Consider the following 26,548-nt stretch of genomic DNA (forward strand, 5'->3'; position numbering starts at 1 on the left):
CCGCGAAACCGGTTATCCGGTGACGGCACGGAAAAAAACGACACTAACAAGCGAACGAACGGGCGTTCGCCACACACCAGACGGTTGGGAATGAAGGTCATCGTTATCGGCGGCGGGGTCATCGGCACGTGTACTGCCTACTATCTGGCCGCTGCGGGGCACACGGTCACGCTCGTCGAGCGTAACAGCACGGTTGCGCAAGAGAGCAGTTTCGGCAATGCGGGCGTCATCGCGCCAGGGTACGTCACGCCCTGGGCGGCCCCCGGCATGCCGCGCAAGCTGCTGGGCTACATGTTCAGCTCGGCCAGTCCGCTCATCTTCCGGCCCGGCCTGTCGGCCGGAACGTGGCGCTGGGCGGCCCGCTGGCTGCGCGAATGCAAGCTCGACCGGTACCGCGCCAATCGCGAACGGATGCAACGCCTCGCCTTCTACAGCCAGCGCTGCCTGCACGAGTTGCGCGAGGCCCACGTCTTCGAATACGAGCACACGCAGGGCTACCTGCAACTGTTCCGTACCGAGCGCGAAATCAGGATGAACGAGCCGGCGCGTGCGATGCTCACCGAAAACGAGGTGCCGCATCGTTTGCTCACCGCCGATGAGTGCCGCAAGCTCGAACCTGCGCTGTCGACCGATGCCCCGTTGGCAGGCGGCCTGCACCTGCCGCGCGACGAGACCGGCAACTGCCCGCTCTTCACCAAGCGCCTCGCCCAGATCGCGCGGGAAATGGGCGTGACGCTCACTACCGAGACGACTGTATTGTCCGTGCGCCCGAACGTGGGCCGTACTGGCGTCACCGTCGAGACGGCCAGCACCGTGCAAACGGCCCAGCGCGCAACGCTCGAAGCCGATGCCGTGGTGATCGCGGCGGGCGTGACCAGTACCGCGCTGCTACGCCCGCTGGGCATCGATCTGCCGCTCTGGCCGATCAAGGGATACTCGATCACGGTGCCGGTCAAGACCGAACTGTTCAGCCCGCGCATTGCCGTGATGGACGAGTCGTACAAAACCGCCATCACGCCGCAAGGCAACCGTCTGCGCATTGCCGGAACGGCCGAACTGGGCGACGCCGAACTCGTGCTGCGCGAACGCGCCATCGCCACGCTGTACAAGGTGGCGACGGACTGGTTCCCTGGGGCGGGGAGATACCGCGAGGCGCGCGCCTGGGTGGGCGCACGTCCGATGCTTCCGGACGGCCCGCCGCTGCTCGGCGCCACGCACCTGCCCGGCATCTTCCTGAACGTTGGCCACGGCTCGACCGGCTGGGCGATGGCCTGCGGCTCCGGTCGCGTGCTGGCCGACGTCATCTCCGGTCAAGCGCCGGAAATCGATCTGAACGGGCTGACGCTCGCGCGTTATACGCACTAGTCGCCACAGCCTGTCCCATGACGAGGGCCGCCCTGGCCGGGCCCTCGCACCGACGCCCCGCCAACGGTGGCGGGTTGATCGGCGCATCACCACCGATATCGTGTCGGAGTAAACCGACACGATATCGGGATTCACACCGGCAGGCAGAACGGTACGATGACGGCATAATCTGCAGATATGCATGCAGCACACCTGTTTGCCGTGCTGCGCTCGCCGCATTTGCTACCGGGAGCTTCGCCCGCCATGTCCGATTCTCTGCACGTCAACGTTCCCGCCGCCGCTGCCATCCAGAGCCCGCTGGCGCACCCTCCGGGGCCACGCCCCGGCGCTGCCCTCGGGAAAGCTTGCGCGACGGTCGCGCTCGACTTGCATCTTCCCGGCACGTTGCGCGATGTCGAACGGGCCGCGGCCGCCAAACTGGCGGCGCATACGCTGATGGCCCGCGCAGGGGCTGCGCTCGCCGAGTGGCTTTTTGGACGCCTGCCTGCGCTTGCGAGCGCGGGGCGTCAGCCCGTATTGCTCCTCGCCGGCCCCGGCAACAATGGTGGCGACGCCTATGTCACAGCGCGCGAGTTGCACCGGCGCGGCGTGCTGGTCGATGTCTGGCAGTTGGCGCCGCCGACGGCCGATGACGCGCGCTGGGCGCTCGCCGACGCCCTTGCCTGCGGCGTACCGGTGCGTCCCGCACCTGAGACCTGGCCCGAGCCGTCGGCCTACGCTTGGATCGTCGACGGACTGTTCGGCATCGGTCTGGCGCGCCCGCTAGACGGCGCCGCCGCCGCGCTTGTCGGGAACGTCGCCCATGCGCATGCCCAAGGCACGCCCGTGCTTGCCATCGACATCCCCAGCGGGCTGGCCGCGGCCACCGGCGTCGCTGGCGGGCCGACCATTCGCGCCGACGTCACGATGGCAATGCTCGGCGCCTGCCCCGGACTGTTCACCGGTATTGGCCGAGACGTCGCCGGCGAGGTACTTGTTGCCTCCTTGGGTGCAGACGAGGTGCTGGCAACGACAAAAGCCGCACTTCCCGATGGCAGCCTTATCACGACGAGCGCACCCAGCGCGTTTGTCGCCCATCTACCGCAACGGCATCACGCGTCCCACAAAGGAAGTTACGGATCGCTGGCCGTGCTCGGCGGCCATGAAGGCATGGTCGGCGCGCCACTGCTGTCCGCACGTACCGGCCTGATGACGGGCGCCGGGCGTGTCTATGTCGGGTTTGTCGCGCACGACGCACCTGCCTGGGACCCAGTGCATCCGGAACTGATGCTGCGTCGCGCCGAAAACCTCGATCTTGCGACGATGCAAGCCGTCGCCGTCGGCCCTGGGCTTGGGACCTCCGCGGCGTCTGCCGCGTGCCTGTCGCGCGCGCTCGCACTCGAGCACACGCCGCTGGTCATCGATGCCGATGCCCTCAATCTGCTTGCCGCCGAGCCGTCGCTTGCCGAGCGCGTGCGTCGTCGCGCCGGGCCCACCGTTTTAACGCCGCATCCCCTCGAAGCCGCGCGTCTGGCAGGGTGCGACGTCGCCCGTATCCAGTCGGATCGGCTAGCTTCCGCCCGCGCGCTCGCTCAGCATTTCGGCGCAACTATCGTGCTCAAAGGTTCCGGCAGCGTGATCGACAACGGGACCGAGGCCTGGATCAACACGACGGGGAATGCGGGGTTGGCCACGGCTGGCACGGGCGACGTGCTCACCGGCGCCATCGGCGCGCTGCTGGCGCAGGGCATGCCCGCAACGCAGGCGGCACTGGCTGCCGTCTGGTTGCATGGCCGGGGCGCCGAGCGCTGCGTGCGCGCGGGTGCCGGGCCTGCGGGATTGACGGCGTCGGAACTCTTGCCTGCCATGCGTGCCGAATTGGCTGATCTGCTGAACGAAGCAACGCGTGCGACGCCCTTCGCCTGATCACGCCACGGGTCGTGCGCCAATTCCGCCTGAAATGCCTTGCCGCGTATCTGCGCGGTCGCGTCGAGATCGCCCATCGCCGCATTTCAGCGCGATTGCGCTGCGACTCCCGTTATACTTCGCATAATCGAAATGCCCATATCGCACATGCCGTACAAGCCATCCGCGCCTTCCGCTCGTCTGGATCAACTCCCCGCCTGGCGTACCCTGCTCACGCACCGCGACGAAATCGCCGTCCAGCATATGCGCGACTGGTTCTCCGGCGCAGGCGCCAACGCACGCATCGAACAGTTCTCTCTGCATGCGGCCGGCCTGTATCTCGATTATTCGAAGAACCGCATTACGGAAAAGACGCGCACGCTGCTCACCCATCTCGCACGTGAATGCAACCTGCCGGCCAAACGCGATGCCATGTGGGCCGGCGAACATGTGAACGTCACGGAGAACCGGGCAGCATTGCACATTGCCCTGCGCGCGCCGAAGGGCATGGTCTTTCGCGACGCCACGAGCGACGTCAGCAGCGGCGTGCACGAAACACTCGAGCGCATGCGTGCTTTCAGCGAAAGCGTGCGCGACGGAAGATGGGTCGGTGCGACCGGCAAGCGTATCAAGCATCTCATCAACGTAGGCATCGGCGGTTCGGATCTGGGGCCACGCATGGTGTGCGACGCGCTGGCCGTTTATGGCCGCCGGGATCTGAGCGCGCACTTCATCGCCAACATCGATCCGACGGAACTCGCGCGTACACTGCCGCTGCTTGATCCGCAGACCACGCTGGTCGTCGTTTGCTCGAAGACGTTCACGACGCTGGAGACGATGACCAACGCACGCACGATTCGCTCATGGTTCGTCGCAAACGGCATTCCAGAGAGCGAACTCGGCAGGCATTTCGTCGCGGTGTCGACGAACGTGGAAGAAGCCACGTCGTTCGGCATTCGCCGCGAGAACGTATTCGAGTTCGGCGAATGGGTCGGCGGTCGCTATTCGCTCTGGTCGTCGATCGGACTCATCATCATGCTGTATCTGGGCGCTCGGCATTTCGATGCACTGCTCGCCGGCGCCCATGCGATGGACGAACACTTCCGCAGCGCGCCGCTCGAAGCCAACATGCCCGTGCTGCTCGGCCTGATCGGCGTCTGGTACCGGAATTTCTTCGACGCTCAGACGCTTTCCATCGCGCCTTACACCGACGCACTTCAGAAGCTGCCACCGTATCTCCAGCAACTGGACATGGAAAGCAACGGCAAGTCGGTACAAATCGACGGTGCGCCTGTTGCATGGCAAACCGCGCCGATCATCTGGGGCGAACCGGGCACGAACGGCCAGCATGCTTACTTTCAGATGCTGCATCAGGGCACGACCCTCGTGCCGGTGGACTTTATCGCCGTACTCGAACCGCAGTACGACGCACGGGACTATCTCGATCATCACCGCAAACTGCTTGCCAATTGCTTTGCGCAAAGCGAAGCGTTGCTGCAGGGCGGCTCGATGGCAACTGCTGAACAGGCCGGCGGCCCGCTGGGTGCGCAACGCCGGTTCGATGGCAACCGGCCGAGCAACACGCTAGTGATCGACAAGTTGTCGCCCGAACGCCTGGGAGCGCTGATAGCGCTCTACGAACATAAGGTGTTTGTGCAGGCCGCCATCTGGAACATCAATCCGTTCGATCAATGGGGTGTTGAACTGGGCAAGACGCTCTGCCGTGCGATCGAACCCGAACTCGCCGATCTGGGTTCGCTCAAGCCGGACGCGCACGACGCCTCTACAACCTCGCTGATTCGCATGGCGGGCGAAGCCCTGAAAGCGAAGGGCTGAAGGCCTCGAAACCTCTCTCCACGCCGCTGCCGATTGCTGCGGTGGCCGCGACGACGGCGGGTACGCTCGCCCCCTTCCGTCCGTTCGTCAAACCGAAGTGCCGTTGACCAGTCTCCCGCCGGCGAGCTGCACCGTCGCATCGCAACGTTGCGCAATCGCCAGATCGTGCGTCACGAGCACCAGCGTCGCACCGCTCGCCTCGTTGAGCGAGAACATGAGGTCAATGACGCGCTCGCCTGTGGCCGTGTCGAGACTGCCCGTGGGTTCGTCGGCAAATAGCACCGCAGGCTTCGTGACAAAGGCCCGCGCCAACGCCACACGCTGCTGCTCGCCGCCCGAGAGTTGTTTGGGATAATGCGTCAGTCGCGCGCCCAATCCAACTTGCTCGAGCAACTTGACCGCACGATTGCGCACGTCATGTGTCTCACCCAACAGCTCGAGCGGCAGCATGACGTTCTCGAGTGCGGTCAGATGCGGCATGAGCTGGAACGACTGGAAGACGAATCCGACAGCGCCACGTCGCAGCGCAGCGCGGCCCTCTTCGTCGAGATCGCCCAACGACTTGCCCAGCAGCGTGATGGCGCCATCGGTCGCGGTGTCGAGTCCTGCCATCAAGCCAAGCAGCGTCGACTTCCCCGACCCCGATGCGCCGACGATTGCCACGCTCTGCCCCTTCGAGACGGAGAAATCGATATCCTGCAAAATGACTAGTTCACCGGTGGCGTCACGCAACCGTTTGCCCAGACCCCGCACTTCAATTACGTTTTCGGAAAACGACATGGCAAGAAGAGAGTTCTTGAAATTGGCCGCCTCAGCCCTCGTAGGCTGGTGCATGCTGTCAGGGACCGCGGCGAGCGCGGCAAGTTCGGGCGCACCGACGATTTTGGTCGTGGGCGACAGCCTTTCTGCGGAATATGGCATCGCGCGCGGCGCCGGCTGGGTCAATCTGATGCAGCAGACGATCACGCAAAGCGGCTTCGATTATAACGTCGTCAATGCGAGTATCAGTGGTGACACCACGAGCGGCGGACGTTCCCGTCTGACGCCATTGCTCGAACGCTATCGCCCCGCCGTCACGATCCTCGAACTAGGCGGCAACGATGCCCTGCGCGGCATTCCGCTGGATCTCACACGCAAGAACCTGCTTGAGATGATCGCCGCCGCACGCAAGACGGGCAGCCGGGTGATCGTCGTCGGCATGCGCATTCCTCCCAACTACGGCCCGGACTACAGCGAACAGTTCTTCAATATGTTTTCCGTAGTCGCAAAGCAAGAGAAGACGGGCTACGTGCCCTTTCTGCTTGCCGGCGTGATCGAACACCCCGACTGGTTCCAGCAAGACCAGATTCACCCGCTGGCCAAGGCACATCCGCAAATTCTGCAGAACGTCTGGCCAACGGTGAAGCCGCTGCTCAAACCCGCCGGCAAACCTCCTGCCAAAGCGGCGGACTCCCGGACACCGAAGTCCGGCGCATAAAAAAACGCGGCCGATTGGCCGCGTTTTCCTTTGCATCCAGATATCGATCAATCGATCACGAACCTGCCTTCGTGACGTCATGGACGACCTTGACCTTCGAGCGAACGCGCAGGTCACCCAGCCACGCATTCCACTCGGCCTGAGCGGCCAGCTGGTTGAGCTGCTGTGCTTCGGCGGCAAGACGCTGTGCATCCTGTTCAGCCGGTTGCGTCACCTTGCCGATGCGATAAACCGCATAGCCCTGACCTTCGCCGAGCGCCACACCGACATACGCCGGCAGCTTGGCCGTATCGGCAGCGAAGATTGCGGTCAACGCGGTTGCCGGCAGCTTGCCCGGGTTGTCACGCGAAACGGTCTGCACAGCACCGAACGCCGCGTCGCCACCCTTCTTCAGCGCGTCGAGCTTGGCTTCGCCGACCTTCTTGGCTTCCTGATCCGCCAGATCGGCAACCGCTTTCTCCTTGACCTGGGCCTCGATCTGCGCGAGCGGCGGCGTTGCGGCCGGATGGTAGTTCACCACGTGAGCCGACACCAGCACGCCCTGACCGACATCCACCGCTTCGGTGTTTCGCTTGTTCTTGAGGGATTCGTCGCCAAACACCGCCTTGAGCAACTTCTCGTTACCCAGCGGGCTTTGCGCTTGCGACGGGTCCGGCGTGCGCGTGACCTTCGCCGACAACACCTTCAGATTCAGCTGGTCGGCCACCGGCTGCAGGCTGTCGGGTTGCTCGTACACCGCATTGGTGAACTGATCGGCCAGCTTGGCGTACGCCTTCGCCGATTCTTGCTGGCGATACTGATCGGCCAACTGCCCCTTCACTTCATCGAACGACTTCGTTTGCGCCGGCTTGATGCCCGTCAGCTTGATGATGTGATAACCGAAGTCGCTCTTCACGACATCGCTCACGTCACCACTGGTTTTGAGCGCGAATGTAGCATCGGCAAACGGCTTGACCATCGCATCGCGCGCAAAGAAGCCGAGGTCACCCCCGTTGGCCTTCGAACCCGGATCTTCCGAATTCTCGCTGGCCAGCTTGGCGAAGTCGTTCGGGTTCTGCTTGATCTGCGCGAGCAGCGCTTCGGCCTTGGCCTTCGCCTTGGCGTGATCTGCCGGCGAGGCATCGGCCGGCGATGCGATCAGGATGTGCGACGCGCGACGCTCTTCCTGCGTCGTGTACTGCTTCAGGTTGTCGTTGTACATCTTGCGCAGCACGTCGTCGCTCGCAGGCGTCTGCGCCGATGCCGGCATGGCCTTCGGGTCGAGCACAACATACTGGATCTCGGCCGACTCCGGCGTCTGGAACGCGGCCTTATGCGCATCGTAGTACGCCTGCATCTGCTGTGGCGTCGGCACGACCTTACCCGCGAAGTCCGAGGCCGGGAAATTCAGCACCGCGACGTCACGTTGCTGGGCACGCAGTTGTGCGAAACGATCGAGCACCGCCTTCGGCAACATGGCACTTGCCTGCACGCTTGCCGGCAGTTGGTTCGATGCCAGTTCGAAACGGATTTGCGCTTCAAGTCGTTGCGGCGTGAGGTTCTGTGCTGACAGCAGTTGCTCGTACTTGGCCTGATCGATCGAGCCATCTGGACGGCGCAGTTGCGCAATCGCGGGGATGGCGAGCAGCGCCTCACGCACTTGCGCGTCGGGCACCGACAGATTCTTCTTGAGGGTTTCCTGCGTGAGCAGCTTCTGCTGGATCAGGTTATCGAGCACAGCACTGCGCATTTCGGGAGTGTTGATCTGGCTCGCATCGACAGCGCCACCGAACATTTGCTGCATGCGCTCGGTCTGCGCGCGAAGCACGCTGTCGTACTCCTGACGTGTCACGGTTTGATCGCCCACCTTGGCGATCGTGCTGGCATCCGCGGCGTAGTCTTGCAAGCCATGAACGCCGAACACCACGAACGACGGGACGATCAGCACCGTCAGGAAGATGAGGACCAAGCGTTGATGACGGCGGATGAAGTCGAACATACGAAATCGGAAAAGTCGTCTAGAGCGTCTTAGGACGTCATATGGCAAAAAAGGCGAACCGAAGTTCGCCTTTTCACAATTTGGCGGAGCGGACGGGGCTCGAACCCGCGACCCCCGGCGTGACAGGCCGGTATTCTAACCAACTGAACTACCGCTCCCCAAGATATCTGGAACTGGTGGGTGCTGAGGGGCTCGAACCCCCGACCTACGCCTTGTAAGGGCGCCGCTCTACCAACTGAGCTAAGCACCCGTTCCCGATTCAAGCGTTGTTCTTGTTACCGTTTCCCGCCGAAGCAGGAAAGCTCGTTAGTTTAACGTATCTTTCAAACCTTTGCCAGGGCGAAATTTCGGAACCTTCGCTGCCTTGATCTTGATCGCTGCACCAGTGCGCGGATTGCGCCCCGTGCGCGGCGCGCGCTTCGCGACGTGGAACGTACCAAAGCCGACCAGCGTCACCTGCTCGCCCTTCTTCAACGCTTTCTTTACTGCACCCACCAATGCATCAAGTGCTCGACCGGCAGCAGCTTTCGAGATATCTGCCTCACCCGCGATATGATCGATCAGTTCCGTCTTATTCACTGTAACCCCCTTGCAAGGATAGTAGGCGATTGAGCCGCGGAGGCGCTCTTTGCGCGCCTTGACATTGATCTGCGAGGTCCGCTGGCTTTGCCATTAGACAAGCCGCAAACCCTGATGTCAAGCCGTTTTGCGCCGTTTTACGCCCCTTTGGCGGCATAGGAAGCACTCCTGAATCTGCGCATTCCGGTCACCATTTTCGAGCACTTTGCGTGAATAAAAAAAGCCCGGGGAAAACCCCGAGCTTTTTGCCCATTTTCGATCTGGCGCGACGAAGAAAATGCCGTCGCGCCAAACGAAATGTGAGCGTCAATGCTTGATGACGTCCTGCTTGCCGCTGGTATCCGCATTCGGCGCGACAGGTGCAGCTTTCGCTTCCTCTTCCGGCAGCGGCACCGGCGCATGCTCCAACGCCAGTTCGAGCACCTTGTCGATCCAGCGCACCGGCACGATCTCCAGCGCATTCTTGACCGTATCGGGAATCTCCGCGAGATCCTTCACGTTCTCTTCCGGAATCAACACGAGCTTGATGCCACCACGGTGAGCCGCAAGCAACTTCTCCTTGAGACCGCCGATCGGCAGCACTTCGCCGCGCAGCGTGATCTCACCGGTCATTGCCACATCCGCACGCACCGGAATACCGGTGAGCACCGAGACGAGCGCCGTTGTCATTGCGATACCGGCGGACGGACCGTCCTTCGGCGTCGCACCTTCCGGCACGTGGATGTGGATGTCCTTCTTCTCAAACTGCTCGTCCGTCACACCAAGGCGACGGGCACGCGAACGCACCACCGAACGTGCCGCTTCGACCGACTCCTTCATCACGTCGCCGAGCGAACCCGTGCGGATGATGTTGCCCTTGCCCGGCATCAGCGCAGCTTCGATGGTCAGCAGATCGCCGCCCACTTCCGTCCACGCCAGACCCGTGACCTGACCGATCTGGTTTTCCTTCATGGCCAGACCGAAGTCGAACTTGCGCACGCCCAGGAAGTTGTCGAGATTGCTCGCATCGACCTTGATCGATGAACCATCGACCTTCTTGAGCAACAGCATCTTCACGACCTTGCGGCAGATCTTCGAGATCTCGCGCTCGAGCGAACGCACACCGGCTTCGCGCGTGTAGTAGCGAATGATGTCGCGAATCGCGGATTCCGTCAGATCGATCTCGCCTTCCTTCAACCCGTTGTTCTTCTTCTGCTTCGGCAGCAGATAACGCTGGGCGATGTTGACCTTCTCGTCTTCCGTGTAGCCCGACAGGCGAATCACTTCCATACGATCGAGCAACGGCGCCGGAATGTTCAGCGAGTTCGAGGTGGCCACGAACATCACGTCCGACAGATCGAAGTCGACTTCGACGTAGTGATCCGAGAACGTGTGGTTCTGCTCGGGATCAAGCACTTCGAGCAGCGCGGAACTCGGGTCGCCCCGGAAGTCCATGCCCATCTTGTCAACTTCGTCGAGCAGGAACAGCGGGTTACGTACCCCCACCTTCGACAGGCTCTGCAGAATCTTGCCCGGCATCGACCCGATGTACGTGCGACGGTGGCCACGAATCTCAGCCTCGTCGCGCACGCCGCCCAACGCCATGCGCACGAACTTGCGGTTCGTCGCACGCGCGATCGACTGACCGAGCGACGTCTTACCTACGCCGGGGGGCCCGACCAGGCACAGGATCGGGGCCTTGACCTTGTCCACGCGCTGTTGCACGGCAAGATACTCAAGGATGCGTTCCTTGACCTTCTCGAGACCGAAGTGGTCCTCGTCGAGCACCTTTTCGGCGTTCGACAGATCGTTGTTCACCTTGCTCTTCTTGCGCCACGGCAAACCGACCAGCGTGTCGATATAGTTGCGCACGACGGTGGCTTCGGCCGACATCGGCGACATCAGCTTGAGCTTCTTGAGTTCGGCGTCAGCCTTCTTCTTGGCTTCCTTCGGCAGATGCGCGGCCTTGATGCGCTTCTCGAGTTCTTCGAGATCCGCACCTTCTTCGCCTTCGCCTAGTTCCTTCTGGATCGCCTTGACCTGTTCGTTCAGGTAGTACTCGCGCTGGCTCTTCTCCATCTGGCGCTTCACGCGGCCACGGATACGCTTTTCGACCTGAAGGATGTCGATCTCGCTCTCGAGCTGCGCGAGCAGATGCTCAAGGCGCTCGATGACCGGAAACATCTCGAGAATCTTCTGCTTTTGCTCAAGCTTGAGCGGCAGGTGAGCGGCGATGGTATCCGCCAGACGACCCGCCTCGTCGATGCCCGACAGCGACGTCAGGATCTCCGGCGGAATCTTCTTGTTGAGCTTCACGTACTGATCGAACTGCGCCACGATCGCACGACGCAGGGCCTCGGATTCCGGCGAGTTGCCGTCATCCGGTTCGAGCGGCATGACTTCCGACGTGAACTGGGTTTCTTCCTCATCCACGCTCAGGGTGCGAGCGCGCTGAATCCCCTCGACCAGCACCTTGACGGTGCCATCGGGCAGTTTGAGCATTTGCAGGATGTTCGCCACGCAACCGATCTCGTAGAGATCCTTGGACGTAGGCTCATCCTTGGCCGCGGCTTTCTGCGCGACCAGCATGATGTGCTTGCCGCCTTCCATGGCGGTTTCAAGCGCTTTAATCGATTTCGGACGCCCCACGAAAAGGGGAATCACCATGTGCGGAAACACGACCACGTCGCGCAAAGGCAACAGGGGCAGTTGAATCGCTTCGGGCGGGAGGATTTGGGTGCCTGACATCTCGTTCCCCATATTTAACGAACCGTTGTGTTCCAGCTAGTTGAGGCCGCCGGCGAGAATTACAAGAGGGACGGAAAGCCCATTCGCCGACAAGTTGCACCACTCGGGGTTTCATTGCCCGTGGCACTAGTATGAAGGAAAAAAAGCCGTCCATGTTTCCATGAACGGCTTCGGGTAGCACTGAGTTGACCGTTCAATTGGAGCCGGCAACCTTGGGTGACTCCTGGTAGATCAAAAGCGGCTTTCCGTCGCCGCTGATCGCGTTTTCGTCCAGAATCACCTTGGTAACGCCCTTGAGCGACGGCAGCTCGTACATAACTTCGAGTAGCGCCTGTTCGATGATCGAACGCAGGCCACGCGCACCGGTCTTGCGCTTGATGGCCTTGCGCGCCACCGCATGCAGCGCCGCCGGGCGGATTTCCAGCTCCACCCCTTCCATCATGAACAGACGCTGGTACTGCTTGACCAAAGCGTTCTTCGGTTCGATGAGGATGGTCACCAACACGTCCTCATCAAGCTTACCCAACGTGGCAACCACCGGCAGACGGCCGATCAACTCAGGAATCAAGCCGAATTTGATCAGATCTTCCGGTTCGACGTCACGCAGCAACTCGCCAGCGTCGCGCTCTTCGCCAGTCTTGACCGTCGCGCCGAAACCGATACCCGTCTTCTCGGTGCGGTTCATGATGATCTTCTCGAGGCCATCGAACGCACCGCCGCAGATGAACAGGATGTTCGTCGTGTCGACCTGGATGAAATCCTGGTTCGGATGCTTGCGGCCACCTTGCGGCGGCACCGACGCCATCGTCCCTTCCACGAGCTTGAGCAGCGCTTGCTGCACGCCTTCGCCGGACACGTCGCGCGTAATCGACGGATTGTCCGACTTACGGCTGATCTTGTCGATTTCGTCGATGTAGACGATGCCCTTCTGCGCCTGCTCGATCTCGTAATTGCAGTTCTGCAGCAGCTTCTGGATGATGTTTTCGACGTCTTCCCCCACGTAACCGGCTTCGGTCAGCGTAGTGGCGTCGGCAATCACGAAGGGCACGTTGAGCAAACGCGCGAGCGTCTGCGCAAGCAGCGTCTTGCCCGAACCGGTCGGCCCGATCAGCAGGATGTTGCTCTTGGACAGCTCGACCTCGTCGCGCTTGTCGCCGAGGTGTTTCAGTCGCTTGTAATGGTTGTAGACCGCAACCGCCAGGATCTTCTTCGCGCGGTCCTGGCCGATCACATATTGATCGAGACTCTCGCGAATTTCCTGCGGTGACGGCAAATCGGACTTGCCACCACTGCCGCTCTCATCTTCGGCTGCTGCGGCCTCGTCGCGAATGATCTCGTTGCACAGATCAATGCACTCGTCGCAGATGAACACGGACGGACCTGCGATGAGCTTCTTGACCTCGTGCTGGCTCTTTCCGCAGAAGGAGCAGTAGAGCAGCTTTTCGCCGTTGGAAGTGCTTTTTTTATCCACCATATCTGTGTCAGCCTGCTAGCAATTTGCGCCCCGGTCGTCCCCCGTCGGGGGCGGCAAACGCGGCATACGTAATTGCATTGTAACGCCATGCCGCGCGAGCGTGTGGCCCACCCGCGACAACCCTAAATTCCCTTTTACGACAAAGACTTGGCGCGATCACCCGGTCTTTCGAGACGAAAACACCCGGTGTCGCGCCAGCCATGTTACCCTCAGGCGCCCTGAATTCGAGACCGAATCAGGGACGCTTTTCCAGCACGCGATCGATCAACCCATACTCGACAGCATCGGCCGCCGACTTGAAGTTGTCGCGATCGGTGTCACGCGCAATGGCTTCAAGCGACTGACCGGTGTTGTCGGAGAGCAGTTGATTCAATCGGTCTTTGAGCAAAAGGATTTCCCGGGCGTGAATCTCGATGTCCGACGCCTGACCGCGGGCGCCGCCCAGCGGTTGGTGAATCATGATGCGCGCGTTCGGCAGCGCAAAACGCTTGCCCTTTTCGCCGGCAGCGAGCAGGAATGCGCCCATGCTCGCGGCCATGCCCAGGCACAGCGTCGAGACCGCCGGCTTAACGAATTTCATCGTGTCGTAAATCGCCAGCCCCGCCGAGACGGAACCGCCCGGCGAGTTGATGTACATCGAGATTTCCTTGTCCGGATTTTCGCTCTCGAGGAACAGCAACTGGGCGACGACAAGGTTCGCGCTCTGGTCGTTGACCTCGCCCACCAGGAAAATGATGCGCTCCTTGAGGAGTCGCGAGTAAATGTCGTAAGCGCGCTCGCCACGACCACTTTGCTCGACGACCATCGGCACGAGGCCAAGGCCTTGTGTCTCGAGGGCGGAGTTGTGCGTCGGGGAGGCGAGTTGGGCGAGCAATTCGGAACGGGTAATCATATCGGTTCGACCCTTCTATCGAGATGGTTTTGCGCGCCGCAGGGAGGAGGCCCGGAGGCCATTTGGAAAAGAACCGCCACGGCCTTGCGGCCGCGGCGGCTCAGTTGGTCGTGTCGCGCTCGATCAGGACTGCGTGTTGCCAGCCAGCTCTTCAAAGCTGACTTGCTTGTCGGTCACCTTGGCCTTACCCATGACGAACTCGACTACGTTGTTCTCGACGACAAAACCTTCCATTTCCGCCATGCGCTGCTGATCGCCATAGTACCAGCGGACGACTTCTTGCGGGTCTTCATAGCTCTTCGCGAACTCTTCGACTTCGGCCTTGATCTGCTCCGGCTTGGCTTGCAGGTCGTTCTGCTTGACCAGCTCAGCCAGGATGAGACCCAGCTTCACGCGACGCTCGGCTTGCTCCTTGAACATCTCCGCCGGGATCGGCACGTTGCCAGCGTTCGGCACGCCGCGTTGTGCGAGGTCCTGACGAGCCATCGCCACCAGGCGCTCCTGATCCTGAGCGACCAGCGCGTTCGGCACTTCCAGCTCTGCCACGGAGATCAATGCGTTCATCACTTGATCCTTGAGCAGGGCCTGCGTACGGCGCTTCACTTCGCGCGACAGGTTTTCCTTGATGTCGGCGCGCATCTTTTCGATGCTGCCATCCGCGATACCGAGCGACTTGGCGAACTCGGCGTCGACTTCCGGCAGGTGCGCCCACTCGACCTTCTTCAGCGTGACGGTGAACGTGGCGGTCTTACCAGCCACTTCCTTGCCGTGGTACTCGTCCGGGAACTTGAGTTCGAATTCCTTCGACTCGCCGACCTTCAGGCCCAGCGTAGCCTTCTCGAATTCCGGCAGCATGCGGCCTTCGCCCAGCACGAAGACGAAGTCTTCGGCGCTACCGCCAGCGAACACTTCACCGTCGATCTTGCCGACGAAGTCGACCGTCACACGGTCGCCATCCTTGGCTTCCACCGCGCCGCCGTCGCCATGGGCGCCAGCTTCGCCGCGCACGTGATAGTGCACGCGCTGCTTGCGCAGGATGTCGATGGTGCGATCGATCTCGGCTTCCGAGACGTCGGTCGTGGTGCGGCTGACTTCCGCGGCGGCCAGATCACCGATCTTGACTTCCGGGTAGATCTCGAACGTGGCGTCGAATGCGTATTCGGTGTCGGCAGCATCGGCCTTCGGCGCGAAGCGCGGCTGGCCTGCCACACGCAGATCCTGTTCCTTGCTGATTTCGAAGAATTGCTGGCCAACCTTGTCGCTCACGACTTCGGCTTCGACCTGACCACCGTATTGCTGGGTGACCATCTTCAGGGGCACCTTGCCCGGACGGAAGCCCGGCATGCGAACCGTCTTCGACAGCTTTTGAATGCGAGCTGCGACTTCTTTTTCGACTTCCTGCTTGGGCAGGGCGATGGTAAAGCGGCGCTCGAGCTTGCCGAGGTTTTCAACAGCGATAGTCATGAGGATATTCGTCCATCCAGAGGGTCGTTCTGTGTTGCGGCGAGGGAATGCCGCAAGCGGACCCAGTCAGTTAATCAACCTTGGGCCGGAACCGGCGATGTAACGCCGGCTTCCCTCCGCCCCCGACAAATCGGGGTAGCCCCAAAACGGTTTTGCACACAAAGCGGGACATTTTAGCAAACTATTGTCCGGTCTCCAGACTTTCCGGCCGGAAATCAGGGAAATCGGACCATTTTGCCTTCGCGCACCTTCCCGGCGCCATCTGCCACGTCAGGCGCGTCCCTATTGGGCGGAACAACGCTTTAGAGGGCCACGTCCACAAAAAGATCTTGGGAGACGTCCATTGGCGTTCTAGGATTCAATCGAACGTTTGAATGAAACATCGGTTCATTGACTCGACGTGGCGTTGTGCCGCGTCCTACTGAACGGGGGATCGTCGTGAGCTTACGCCTCTCGGCCGGCCGACAAGCTGGCGATACCAAGCTGCGCATCCTCGATGCCGCAGAAGATCTTTATATCGAATTCGGCTACGAAGCCATGTCCCTGCGCCAGATCACGTCACGCGCCGAGGTCAATCTGGCTGCCGTCAACTATCACTTCGGAAGCAAGGAAACCTTGCTTCAGGCCATGCTCTCGCGACGGCTCGACCGGCTCAACGAAGAACGTCTCGCATTGCTGACCCGGGCCGAAGCCACCTGGCCGTCACCGCAGCTAACGTGCGAGCACGTGCTCGGAGCGATGTTCATCCCTGCCCTGGCCATTTCCCATCATCGCGATATCGGCGGCCCGGCGTTCCTGCGTCTGCTCGGGCGTGTCTATGCCGATCCGTCCCCGTTCATCCGCGATTATCTGCAACGGCACTACGCCCCGGTGTTCGAGCGATTCTTCGAGGCCTTCGCGCGCGCCTTGCCCGAGCTGCCGCGCCAGGAACTGGGCTGGCGGCTGCACTTCGCCCTGCAGGCGCTGTCCGGCGTGCTGGCGAGCACCGACACATCGCGCTTGATCGACACCTTTGCGCAAGGCCAGCCGATGGGCGACTTGCAGGTCGTCGCAAGACTCACCGCGCTCATGGTGGCAGCGCTCAAGGCACCGATGCCGGGCGAGGAGCAACTGGCGAGCTTCGCCGCCGTCTTCGCGCTTGCGAAAGACGCCAATATCACCCCTCCGCGTGAGGCCGGGCATGGCACAGAGCACCTCGCCCCGGCACCACGGGACGAAGGCCACGGGCCAGCCTCCGGAGACAACGACCGCGCGTTCGCGAACGCCTGAGCGTAAGCCCCGCGCAAACGCCTGAAGGCGTTCCGGAAGGATCGCCGCGCCGTGCGCCAGGCGCGCTGCACCAACGACTTTCACGAGTTGCATTCGCATCTTCGACGCGTCACCTGAATTCTCGGCGCACCAACCGGTCGCCGAGCGATCCAATAATAACGCCGTCGCCGGTTTGGACCGGGCGCAATGCCAGCGATCACCGGCAGATGGCACAAAGACGACAGCCCCCACAGTTGCCGGACATGGCGTATCCGCCATCACCGGTATAACGCCCAGCGCTTGCGGGAAAGCTGAACCGAAAGGGAGGAGAAAATGATGGCCGCATGGATTCTCGCGTTTGTCGTGGGCGTGACCGCCCTGCTTTTCTATCGCGCGCATGCCTGGCAATGGCTCATCGCCACGGCGCTATGGGTTGGCGCAGGCGCAGCGGCGGCACTGACGGGAACGGTCACGACTGTCGTCCTCGCCATCGTGTTCGTCTTGCCAGCGTTGATCCTGAGCATCGGCCCATGGCGCCGTGCATGGGTTACCGCGCCCATGCTCGCCAAATTCCGCACGATCATGCCGGAAATGTCGGAGACGGAAAAAGACGCCATTGAAGCCGGCACCGTCTGGTGGGACGCCGATCTGTTCTCCGGCCGCCCCGACTGGCAGAAGTTCATGGCGCTGCCCGCGCCCGCCCTATCTGCCGAAGAACAGGCCTTCATGGCACACGAGGTCGAACATCTGTGCGATCTGTCCAACGACTGGGAAAGCACACAAGTCTGGCAAGACTTGCCGCCGAAAGCCTGGCAATACGCGAAGGATGCCGGCTTTCTGGGCATGATCATCCCCAAGCGCTACGGAGGTCTCGAATTCTCCGCCTATGCGCACTCGCAAGTGGTGATGAAGCTGGCGTCGCGCTGTTCCGCCGCCGCCGTGTCGGTCATGGTGCCGAACTCGCTCGGCCCGGCCGAACTGCTGCTGCACTACGGCACCGAGGCGCAAAAGAACTACTACCTGCCGCGTCTGGCAAAGGGCGAAGAGATCCCTTGCTTCGCGCTCACGAGCCCTTACGCGGGCTCTGACGCCGCCGCCATTCCCGACGTTGGCGTCGTCTGCCGCGGCGTACATGACGGCCGTGAAACGCTGGGCTTCCGTGTCACATGGAACAAGCGCTACATTACCCTCGGCCCGATCGCGACGGTGCTGGGCCTGGCGTTCCGCGCCCTCGACCCCGACCATCTGCTGGGTGACGACGACGAGCCGGGCATCACTTGCGCACTGATCCCGACCAACCATCCGGGCGTCGTGATCGGCCGCCGCCACTGGCCGCTGAACGCCGTTTTCCAGAACGGCCCGAATGCCGGCAAGGATGTCTTCATCCCCCTCGACTGGGTCATTGGCGGTCAGGCCCAAGTGGGCAAAGGCTGGCGGATGCTGATGGAGTGTCTCGCGGCTGGCCGTGCGATCTCGCTGCCGTCGTCGAACGTCGGCTATTCGAAGATCGCGGTGCGCGCTACGGGCGCCTACGCTGCGGTGCGCCGTCAGTTCCGCACGCCGATCGGCAAGTTCGAAGGCGTGCAGGAAGCGCTCGCCCGCATGGCCGGTAATTTGTATGCAATGGACGCGGCACGCCGCATGGCAGCGCTCGCCGTCGATCTTGGCGAGAAGCCCTCGGTGATTTCCGCCATCGCGAAATATCATGTGACCGAGCGCGCGCGCAAAGTGGTGAACGACGGCATGGATGTCGTGGCGGGCAAAGGCATCTGCATGGGCCCGAACAACTTCCTCGCCCGCGCCTATCAGCAAATTCCGGTGTCGATCACGGTCGAGGGCGCCAACATCATGACGCGGTGCCTGATGATCTTCGGTCAGGGCGCCATCCGCTGCCATCCGTACGTGCTCAAAGAACTCGCTGCGGCGCAGACCGCAGATCACGCTACCGCCGTGCGCGCATTCGACGACGCCCTTTTCGGCCATCTGACCTTCGTGACGAGCAACATCGCGCGCGGCGCGTTGCATGGCATCACGCACGCCCGGTTCTCTGCCGTGCCGTCGAATGCCGCGCCCGAGCTGCATCCCTACTATCGTGCCGCGAATCGCATGTCGACACTGCTTGCGATTGCGTCCGACGTCTCGATGGCGGTCCTCGGCGGCTCGCTCAAGCGTCGCGAGAGCATCACGGGCCGCCTGGGCGACATCCTCTCGCAACTGTTCCTGCTCACCGCAACGCTCAAGCGTTTCGAGGACGAAGGCCGTCCGAAAGCCGATCTGCCACTGGTGCATTGGGCCGCGCAAGACGCACTCTGGCAGGCACGCGAAGCCTTCGAAGGCGTGCTGGCGAACTACCCGTCGGGCGTTGTCGCCTGGTGGATGCACTGGAAACTCGCACCGCTCGGCCTGCCGTACGCCAAGCCGTCCGATGCGCTCGCGACACAAGTGGCCGAATTGATGCAAACGCCGGGCGACGCGCGCGAGCGCCTCATCGCAGGCAGCTACTCGCCACGCGTTGAAATCGACGGGCTTGCCTATGGCGAGATCGTCTTCCAGATGACGCCGCAGGTCACCGCCATCGAGCAGCGTCTGCGCATCGCGATCAAGGAAGGCCGTCTGCCGGCGATGCCGCAAAGCCTGCCCGAATTCACGGCGTGGGTGGACCAGGCCGCAACGTTGCAACTTGTGAGCGACGACGAGCGCCGGGTGCTCACCCAATACGCCGACTACGCCGCACGCGCGGTGGCCGTCGACGACTTCCCTGCCGACTTCGGACGCCTCGCCGACATGCAACACGCCCAACAACAGGAAGCGGCCGGCGAAGCACTCACCACCTGAGCCAGCCCATGCCACGTCTGCCCATCACTCTGAGGATTTACGCGCCGTGACGACGTCCGACCGATACCTAGCCTTCGCCAACTCCGCCGTAGGCAGCCGTCTGGCCGATGCGCTGGGGCTGCCGCGCCCCGTGCCGCTTGAGCGCATGCCGCCCTTCGGCGACACCGTGACACGCGAGATTGCAGCGCCGCTCGCCGTCGTGGGCGGCGCGGCAGACGCGCCGCTATTGCCCGGCCTGGCCCGCGAACTGCATTGGCTTGGTGTTCCCAGCCTTGCCCACGTGGCGCGACTCGACTGGATTTCGTACGCCAACAAGGCGGGCACGATGAGCGGACGCTTCAATCCGAACGAAGGGGTGCGTCCCAAAGCCCTGCTGTTCGACGCCAGCGCCATCGCCGACACCGGCGAGCTGAGTGCGCTCTACACGTTCTTCCACGACACCCTCGCGACGCTCGACCGCTGTGCGCGGGTGCTCGTGCTGGGCTTGCCGCCATCGCTGGCGCCGACGCCACAAGCCAGCGTTGCACAGCGAGCGCTTGAGGGCTTCGTGCGCTCGCTTGCGAAGGAACTCAAACGCGGGGCTACGGCGCAGTTGCTTTACGTCGCGCCACGCGCGCGCGAAGCCTTGCACTCGACGTTGCGCTTTTTCCTGTCACCGCGCGCCGCTTATGTAAGCGGGCAAGCTGTCACCTTGCAGGACCCTGTGTTCGAAACGCCACCGATGCGCGATCAGCGCCCGCTCGCCGGGCAAGTCGCGGTCGTGACCGGCGCCGCACGCGGCATCGGCGAAGCCATTGCCACCGTGTTGGCACGCGACGGCGCACATGTCGTGTGCATCGACATCCCGGCCGCACAGGCGCCACTCGAAGCCGTAGCGGCGCGTCTTGAAGGTAGCGCCCTCGCATGCGACATCGCCGCGCCCGAGGCGGGCGTCACGCTGCTGGCACATCTGTCGGCGCACGCACCGCGCGGCCTCGACATCCTCGTCCATAACGCCGGCATCACACGCGACAAGACACTCGTGCGCATGAGCGAGGCGCAATGGCAGAGCGTGCTCGACATTAACGCCGGTGCGCCGCAACGGCTTAACGCCGCGCTGCTCGACGCAGGCGTGCTGCGTGCCAACAGCCGGATCGTCGGCGTGACGTCGATCAGCGGCATTGCGGGCAATCGCGGGCAGACGAACTATGCCGCGTCGAAGGCGGCCGTGATTGGCATGGTGGAAGCCTGGTCGCCGGTGCTCGCCGAGCGCCACATCAGCATCAACGCCGTCGCCCCCGGATTCATTGAAACGCAGATGACCGCCGCCGTACCGTTCGCCATCCGTGAAGCCGGACGCCGCATGAACTCGCTCGGCCAGGGCGGCCAGCCGGTCGACGTCGCCGAGGCCATCGCGTGGCTCGCACATCCGGCCTCCGGTGCGCTGACCGGACAGGTCGTGCGTGTCTGCGGTCAGAGCCTGCTGGGAGCATGACCATGGCCAACGACCGCCCGCGCGATCCGCAGGACACCGTGCCGCCCGCCACGCCGACGGAGCAGACCGCCATCAATGTCACGCGTCCGCCCTCACCGCTTCATCTGTATCTGCGCGCACTGCTGTCGTCCCGCAAACCGGCGCTGGCGCAATCGCTGCCCCCGCTGGCGTTCGGGCGCCGCAATGTCGCGCTCGACGCGGCCGGCATCGCTCGTTATGCGCGCTTATGCGGCTTTACCGACGCCCACGGTGTCCCGCCCACGTGGCCGCACTTGCTCGCGTTCCCGCTGCATATGCTGTTGATGACTGACCGCGCGTTTCCATTCGCCATGCTCGGCATGGTGCATCTGGCAAATCGCGTCCGTACCCACGCGCCGCTCGCCGTGGGGGATCGGCTGGACCTCGACGTGCGGTGCGGCCCGCTGTACGCACATGACAAGGGGCAGGTCTTCACGGTGCTCACCACCGCCCGCCGCGCAGGCGAAGTCGTGTGGTCGGGCGAGAGCCTGTACCTGCGCACCGGCGTACGCGCCCCGCTTGGCGCCCCCTATCGCGCCGAGCTAAGCGCAGGCCCGTCGCTCGTGAAGACTGCCACGTGGCGGGTACCGGGCGACCTCGGCCGTCAGTACGCGCGCGTCTCCGGCGATTACAACCCGATCCACCTCTGGCCGATCACTGCCAAGTGGTTCGGCTTCCCGCGACCGATCATTCACGGCATGTGGAGCTTCGCCCGAACGCTCGCCGCGGTGCTGCCCGCCGACGAGCGGTGCCTCGACCTTCTCGTGGAATTCAAGACACCGCTGCTGCTGCCCGGAGAAGCCACGCTCTGGTGCGATCCGCACCGCAGTGTTGTCGAGCTGCGCGACGCGGCGGGCGCTGTCCCGCATCTGCGCGCACGGTGGCAGGCCGCGCCGGGCACGTCGCCCTCCATCAACACGTTCGCTACGGACCCTTCATGAGCGCCCTCAAACCCACCGCGCCGGCCCCTGCCTTGCGTCGCGTTGCCATTCTCGGTGGCAACCGCATCCCGTTCGCCCGGTCGAACACGGCCTATGCCACGGCATCGAATCAGGACATGTTGACGGCCTCGATCCAGGGCCTTGTCGACCGTTTCGCGCTGCATGGGCAACGTCTGGGCGAGGTCGCCGCCGGGGCAGTCCTCAAGCACGCCCGCGACTTCAATCTGACGCGCGAATCCGTCCTGTCGACCACGCTCGCCGCGCAGACCCCCGCCTACGACGTCCAGCAAGCGTGCGGCACGGGCCTCGAGACGGCGATCCTCACCGGCAACAAGATCGCGCTCGGTCAGATCGACGTGGCCATTGCCGGGGGGGTCGACACGGCGTCGGACGCCCCCATGGGCGTGAACGAAAAGCTCCGGCAGATTCTGCTCGAAGCGAACCGGCAGCGCAGCACCGGCGGCAAGCTCGGCGCACTCGCGAAGGTGCGCCCGGGCATGTTGTTCCGCCCGGCGTTGCCGCGCAATGGCGAGCCGCGCACGGGGCTGTCGATGGGTGAGCATTGCGAATTGATGGCCAAGCGCTGGCAGATCGAACGCGCCGCGCAGGACGAACTCACGCTCGCGAGCCACCAACATCTCGCCGCCGCGTATGAGCGCGGGTTCTTTCTCGATCTGATGACGCCCTTTCTCGGCCTGCAACGCGACAACAACCTGCGGCCCGACGTCACGCTCGAGAAACTCGCCAGCCTCAAGCCGGTGTTCGACCGCAGTGCCACGGGCACGCTCACAGCGGGCAACTCGACACCGCTCACCGATGGCGCGTCGTGCGTATTGCTCGCGAGCGAAGACTGGGCGCGGGCACACAACATCCCGGTACTCGCCTATCTGACGTATTCGCAAACGGCGGCCGTCGACTTCTTCAACCCCGACGAGACGCAGCGCGAAGGCCTGCTCATGGCGCCCGCGTACGCCGTGCCGCGCATGCTGGCTCAGGCCGGGCTCACGTTGCAGGACTTCGACTTCTACGAAATTCACGAGGCATTCGCCGCGCAGGTGCTTTGCACCCTGAAAGCGTGGGAGGACCCGCAATACTGCCGGGACAAACTCGGCCTGACCGCGCCGTTGGGCAGCATCGATCGGCAACGGCTGAACGTGAACGGCAGTTCGCTCGCCTGCGGCCACCCGTTCGCGGCGACCGGCGGCCGCATTCTCGCCACCCTTGCCAAGCTGCTGGCCGAACGTGGCGGCGGGCGCGGTCTCATCTCGATTTGTGCGGCCGGCGGACAAGGCGTGGTCGCGATGCTGGAACGATAAAAACAAAGGAGCAAGCAGTAAAGGGGCAGCCGAAAAGCACGGCCCTGCGCACGGATGCGCGTTGCCAGCAGAGCAACCCATCGGCCGCGGGCGTCTGTGCCTATGAATGGAGACAACGATGGATCAAGCTGTCCAGCAGGAACGAGTCTGGCTAAACGCGTACCCTCCCGGCGTGCCGGCCGACATCGACGTGACCCGTTACACGTCGCTCGTGCAGGCCTTCGACGAGTGGATCGACAAATACCGGGAACGCATCGCGTTCGTGAGTCTCGGCAGCGAGATGATCTATGCCGAGGTCGCCCGTCAGGCGTATGCGTTCGCCGCGTGGCTGCAAGCCCAGGGCGTAAAGAAGGGTGAGCGCGTCGCGCTCATGATGCCCAACTGCTTCCAGTATCCGATCTGCCTTTTCGGCTCGCTCATCGCGGGCGCCGTGGTCGTCAACGTCAATCCGCTCTACACCGTTCGCGAATTGAAACACCAGTTGCTGGACAGCGGTGCGCACACCATCGTCGTCTTCGAGAACTTTGCCAGGACAGTACAGGAGGCGATTCCCGGCACCGACGTGCGCCACGTGCTCCTCACGCAGATCGGCGACTTGCTGGGCCCCGGTGCGAACGTCAAGGGGCACTTCGTCAACTTTCTCATGCGCAAGGTGGCCAGGCAGGTGCCGGCTTACGATCTGCCGCAGGCCATATCGCTGCGCCGGGCGCTTGCCGAGGGCGCGAAGCATACGCCCTCCCCAGTGCCCCTCGCGCGCGACGACCTCGCTTTCCTTCAGTACACGGGCGGCACCACAGGGGTCGCCAAGGGGGCCATGCTCACGCACGGCAACGTGCTGGCCAACCTGCTCCAGACCGAGGCGTGGGCGGCCGATCAGCTCGACGGCGACATCGAGGTCAATCTGTCGCTGCTGCCGATGTATCACATCCTCTCGCTCACGGTGAACTGTCTGGTGTTCATGAGTCTTGGCGGACGCAACATCCTGATTGCGAATCCGCGCGACGTGAAGAAGGTTGTCTACATCATCCGCCACGAAACGTTCACCGGCGTCACAGGCGTGAATACGCTGTTCAACGGCCTGCTTGAAAATGCCGACTTTTGCGCCCGCGATTTCTCCAGATTGAAGTTGTCGCTGGCGGGCGGCATGGCGACGCAACGCGCGATTGCGGATCAGTGGAAGCAAGTGACCGGCAAGCCGATCATCGAGGGCTACGGCCTCACGGAATGCTCGCCCATCGTCACGATGAACCCGGTCGACATCGCGCACATGGACGCCTTCGATTTCACCGGCTCCATCGGTCTGCCCGCACCGTCGACCGACGTGCGCTTCAAACGTGACGACGGCACATGGGCCGATCTGGGCGAGCCGGGCGAATTGTGCGTGCGCGGCCCGCAGGTCATGCGCGGCTATTGGCAGCGGCCGCAAGACACCGCCAAGACGTTCGACGCCGACGGCTGGCTGATGACCGGCGACATCGGTGTGATGGACGAGCGTGGTTACGTTCGCCTCATCGACCGCAAGAAGGACATGATTCTGGTGTCGGGCTTCAATGTCTATCCGAACGAGATCGAGGATGTCGTGATGCTGCATCCTGGGGTGCGCGAAGCGGCGGTGGTCGGCGTGCCCGATCCGATCGCCGGCGAGCGCGTGAAGCTCGTGGTCGTGGCAAAAGATCCCGCCTTGAGCGCCGAAGCGATGCTGGCCCACTGCCGCCAGCACCTGACCGCTTACAAGGTACCGCGCATCGTCGAATTCCGTGAAGGCGAACTGCCCAAGACAACCGTCGGCAAGATCCTGCGGCGCGAACTGCGCGAGCCGGTGGCATCGACGCAAGGAGACCAATGACATGGCCATGCACCCTGCTTTCCGTACCGTCAGCATCGTCTGCCGTCGCGTGCGCGGCCTTCGCCTTCACCTCCGCCTTGCGCTTCGCCTGCCCCTGCCAACGGCCACGATGCATCGTGTCGCACTGTCGCTCGCGCTGCTGCCCGCGGCGCTCGTTGCCGGCGCACTGAGCACGCGCGACGCCGTGGCCCAGACCAATACCGTCACAGGTGCCTCGGCACCCGCTGCGCCCGGCGCAAATGCGGCAGGCAACGCGGCATCGCCGGCCGACGTCGAAGTATCAAGACTGGCCGCCTTGCCCGTTGCCGCGCAAGCGCAGTGGCTGTCGCACGCGGTCAAGAGCGGCGAGTTGGCAAAGATGAGCGACGACGACATCGTCGCACGCATGCAGGCGCTTCAAGCCGACGCCCTCGTCCGGTTTCTGAAAGCCGAGTCGGCCGCGTTGCCCGAGTACCAATACGAGCTGACGCGCCACGAGCGCATCAATGACCAGTGGCAGACGACGCCCGACCGCATGCTCGTGAAGATTCGCGAAAAGCCATTGCAGATCTACGCAAAGTGGCTGCCCGACGGCGCCCACTCAGGGCAGGAAATCATCTACGACGAGACGAAGCGCCCAAAGGAGATGTACGGCCATCTCGGCGGCATTCTCGGCTTCGCCTCGATCTGGAGCAGTATCGACGGCACGCTCGCGCGCTCGCAATCGAATCACACAGTGCGCGATCTCGGCTTCGCGTTCATTGCGGAACAGGTTGCCCATGACGGCCGCAGCTTCCGCGCCGCCGGACTGCCCGAGAAGCCCGCGAGAATTTCGGTTTCCGAATCGAACGGCGTGCGCATGCTGGCACTGGAGTGGGATGCACCGTCCGGCCCGCCTCAACACTACGCCAACAAATCGCGTGTCCTGATCGATCTGAAGACGGGACGCCCTCGCGGCATCGAAGCCTGGGACGCGACAGGGCAGAAGGTCGAAGAAATGCGCTTCGAGAAAGTGCGCAAGGCGCAATGGACCGACGCGACGTTCGATCCCAAGAGCCCCGACTACAAGTTCTGACGCGAGGTGCGCCGGTGACCGGCGCGCATAAGCTGCACAGGCACGACGAAAGCCCGCCACCCTGCATCGAGGGTGGCGGGCTTTCGCTTAGCCGAACATCATCTGCCGGCACCTGCGATGTCTCGCCGGTGCCGGCCTGC

Annotated in this window: 18 protein-coding genes and 2 tRNA genes; 11 read left to right on the plus strand and 9 right to left on the minus strand. The window is 63.1% G+C overall.

Translation table 11 applies throughout. The features are described 5' to 3' along the window. Nucleotides 1-90: 90 nt before the first annotated feature. The 3 genes from PCO31110_RS07140 to pgi all read left to right on the plus strand — a co-directional run bounded on the left by PCO31110_RS07140 (nucleotide 91) and on the right by pgi (nucleotide 5,085). On the plus strand, nucleotides 91-1,365 hold the full coding sequence (locus tag PCO31110_RS07140) for a D-amino acid dehydrogenase (RefSeq protein ID WP_010808084.1): 1,275 nt from the start codon (nucleotides 91-93) through the stop codon (nucleotides 1,363-1,365). Nucleotides 1,366-1,608: 243 nt separating this feature from the next. Then, nucleotides 1,609-3,270: a bifunctional ADP-dependent NAD(P)H-hydrate dehydratase/NAD(P)H-hydrate epimerase gene (locus PCO31110_RS07145; RefSeq protein WP_036662579.1), complete on the plus strand. Its 1,662-nt coding sequence runs from the start codon at nucleotides 1,609-1,611 to the stop codon at nucleotides 3,268-3,270. A gap of 132 nt (nucleotides 3,271-3,402) precedes the next feature. Next, nucleotides 3,403-5,085 carry a glucose-6-phosphate isomerase gene (gene pgi / locus PCO31110_RS07150; protein WP_246189765.1) on the plus strand — a complete coding sequence of 561 codons (1,683 nt, stop codon included), beginning with the start codon at nucleotides 3,403-3,405 and terminating at the stop codon, nucleotides 5,083-5,085. Nucleotides 5,086-5,172: 87 nt separating this feature from the next. On the opposite strand, the gene PCO31110_RS07155 is transcribed toward pgi, so the two are convergent. Further along, the gene (locus PCO31110_RS07155) at nucleotides 5,173-5,865 is read right to left on the minus strand and encodes an ABC transporter ATP-binding protein (protein WP_010808087.1); all 693 of its coding nucleotides are present in this window, start codon (nucleotides 5,863-5,865) and stop codon (nucleotides 5,173-5,175) included. Nucleotides 5,866-5,917: 52 nt separating this feature from the next. Between PCO31110_RS07155 and PCO31110_RS07160 the strand changes: the two genes are divergently transcribed. Next, complete coding sequence (locus PCO31110_RS07160) at nucleotides 5,918-6,562, plus strand: arylesterase (RefSeq protein ID WP_150690014.1); 645 nt, start codon at nucleotides 5,918-5,920, stop codon at nucleotides 6,560-6,562. Between the two features lie 55 nt (nucleotides 6,563-6,617). Here PCO31110_RS07160 and PCO31110_RS07165 read toward each other — a convergent pair whose 3' ends face one another. The 8 genes from PCO31110_RS07165 to tig form a co-directional block, all read right to left on the minus strand. After that, on the minus strand, nucleotides 6,618-8,540 hold the full coding sequence (locus tag PCO31110_RS07165) for a SurA N-terminal domain-containing protein (RefSeq protein ID WP_150690015.1): 1,923 nt from the start codon (nucleotides 8,538-8,540) through the stop codon (nucleotides 6,618-6,620). Nucleotides 8,541-8,621: 81 nt separating this feature from the next. Beyond that, nucleotides 8,622-8,698 (minus strand) — tRNA-Asp (locus PCO31110_RS07170). A gap of 16 nt (nucleotides 8,699-8,714) precedes the next feature. Continuing rightward, nucleotides 8,715-8,790 (minus strand) — tRNA-Val (locus tag PCO31110_RS07175). A gap of 56 nt (nucleotides 8,791-8,846) precedes the next feature. Further along, complete coding sequence (locus tag PCO31110_RS07180; RefSeq protein WP_484555863.1) at nucleotides 8,847-9,149, minus strand: HU family DNA-binding protein; 303 nt, start codon at nucleotides 9,147-9,149, stop codon at nucleotides 8,847-8,849. A 276-nt stretch (nucleotides 9,150-9,425) separates the two neighbouring features. After that, nucleotides 9,426-11,846: an endopeptidase La gene (gene lon, locus PCO31110_RS07185; RefSeq protein WP_010808091.1), complete on the minus strand. Its 2,421-nt coding sequence runs from the start codon at nucleotides 11,844-11,846 to the stop codon at nucleotides 9,426-9,428. Between the two features lie 193 nt (nucleotides 11,847-12,039). After that, nucleotides 12,040-13,320, minus strand: coding sequence for an ATP-dependent Clp protease ATP-binding subunit ClpX (clpX, locus tag PCO31110_RS07190; protein WP_150585532.1), 1,281 nt, complete (start codon nucleotides 13,318-13,320; stop codon nucleotides 12,040-12,042). A gap of 235 nt (nucleotides 13,321-13,555) precedes the next feature. Beyond that, nucleotides 13,556-14,209 carry an ATP-dependent Clp endopeptidase proteolytic subunit ClpP gene (gene clpP, locus PCO31110_RS07195; protein ID WP_150690401.1) on the minus strand — a complete coding sequence of 218 codons (654 nt, stop codon included), beginning with the start codon at nucleotides 14,207-14,209 and terminating at the stop codon, nucleotides 13,556-13,558. 126 nt (nucleotides 14,210-14,335) lie between these two features. Beyond that, a complete protein-coding gene (gene tig, locus PCO31110_RS07200; RefSeq protein ID WP_010808094.1) occupies nucleotides 14,336-15,676 on the minus strand; it encodes a trigger factor in 1,341 nt (446 codons plus the stop codon). A gap of 438 nt (nucleotides 15,677-16,114) precedes the next feature. On the opposite strand from tig, the gene PCO31110_RS07205 reads away from it, so the two are divergent. From PCO31110_RS07205 to PCO31110_RS07235, 7 genes are all read left to right on the plus strand, one after another. Beyond that, the gene (locus PCO31110_RS07205; RefSeq protein WP_246189766.1) at nucleotides 16,115-16,945 is read left to right on the plus strand and encodes a TetR/AcrR family transcriptional regulator; all 831 of its coding nucleotides are present in this window, start codon (nucleotides 16,115-16,117) and stop codon (nucleotides 16,943-16,945) included. A 315-nt stretch (nucleotides 16,946-17,260) separates the two neighbouring features. Further along, nucleotides 17,261-19,759, plus strand: coding sequence for an acyl-CoA dehydrogenase (locus tag PCO31110_RS07210; protein WP_370855822.1), 2,499 nt, complete (start codon nucleotides 17,261-17,263; stop codon nucleotides 19,757-19,759). A gap of 46 nt (nucleotides 19,760-19,805) precedes the next feature. Continuing rightward, nucleotides 19,806-21,233: a 3-oxoacyl-ACP reductase gene (locus PCO31110_RS07215; RefSeq protein ID WP_150690017.1), complete on the plus strand. Its 1,428-nt coding sequence runs from the start codon at nucleotides 19,806-19,808 to the stop codon at nucleotides 21,231-21,233. Between the two features lie 2 nt (nucleotides 21,234-21,235). Continuing rightward, nucleotides 21,236-22,192, plus strand: a complete 957-nt coding sequence (locus PCO31110_RS07220; protein ID WP_150690018.1) for a MaoC/PaaZ C-terminal domain-containing protein — start codon at nucleotides 21,236-21,238, stop codon at nucleotides 22,190-22,192. Then, nucleotides 22,189-23,508, plus strand: coding sequence for an acetyl-CoA C-acetyltransferase (locus PCO31110_RS07225; RefSeq protein WP_010808099.1), 1,320 nt, complete (start codon nucleotides 22,189-22,191; stop codon nucleotides 23,506-23,508). The genes PCO31110_RS07220 and PCO31110_RS07225 overlap by 4 nt, the downstream gene beginning before the upstream one ends. Nucleotides 23,509-23,614: 106 nt before the next feature. Next, on the plus strand, nucleotides 23,615-25,354 hold the full coding sequence (locus PCO31110_RS07230; RefSeq protein ID WP_150690019.1) for an AMP-binding protein: 1,740 nt from the start codon (nucleotides 23,615-23,617) through the stop codon (nucleotides 25,352-25,354). A 1-nt stretch (nucleotide 25,355) separates the two neighbouring features. Then, entirely contained in the window at nucleotides 25,356-26,408 is a 1,053-nt protein-coding gene (locus PCO31110_RS07235; RefSeq protein ID WP_246189768.1) for a DUF1571 domain-containing protein, read from the plus strand. The last annotated feature ends 140 nt before the right edge of the window (nucleotides 26,409-26,548 follow it).

Origin of the sequence: Pandoraea communis (assembly GCF_902459745.1) — a bacterium.
GTDB classification, from domain to species: domain Bacteria; phylum Pseudomonadota; class Gammaproteobacteria; order Burkholderiales; family Burkholderiaceae; genus Pandoraea; species Pandoraea communis.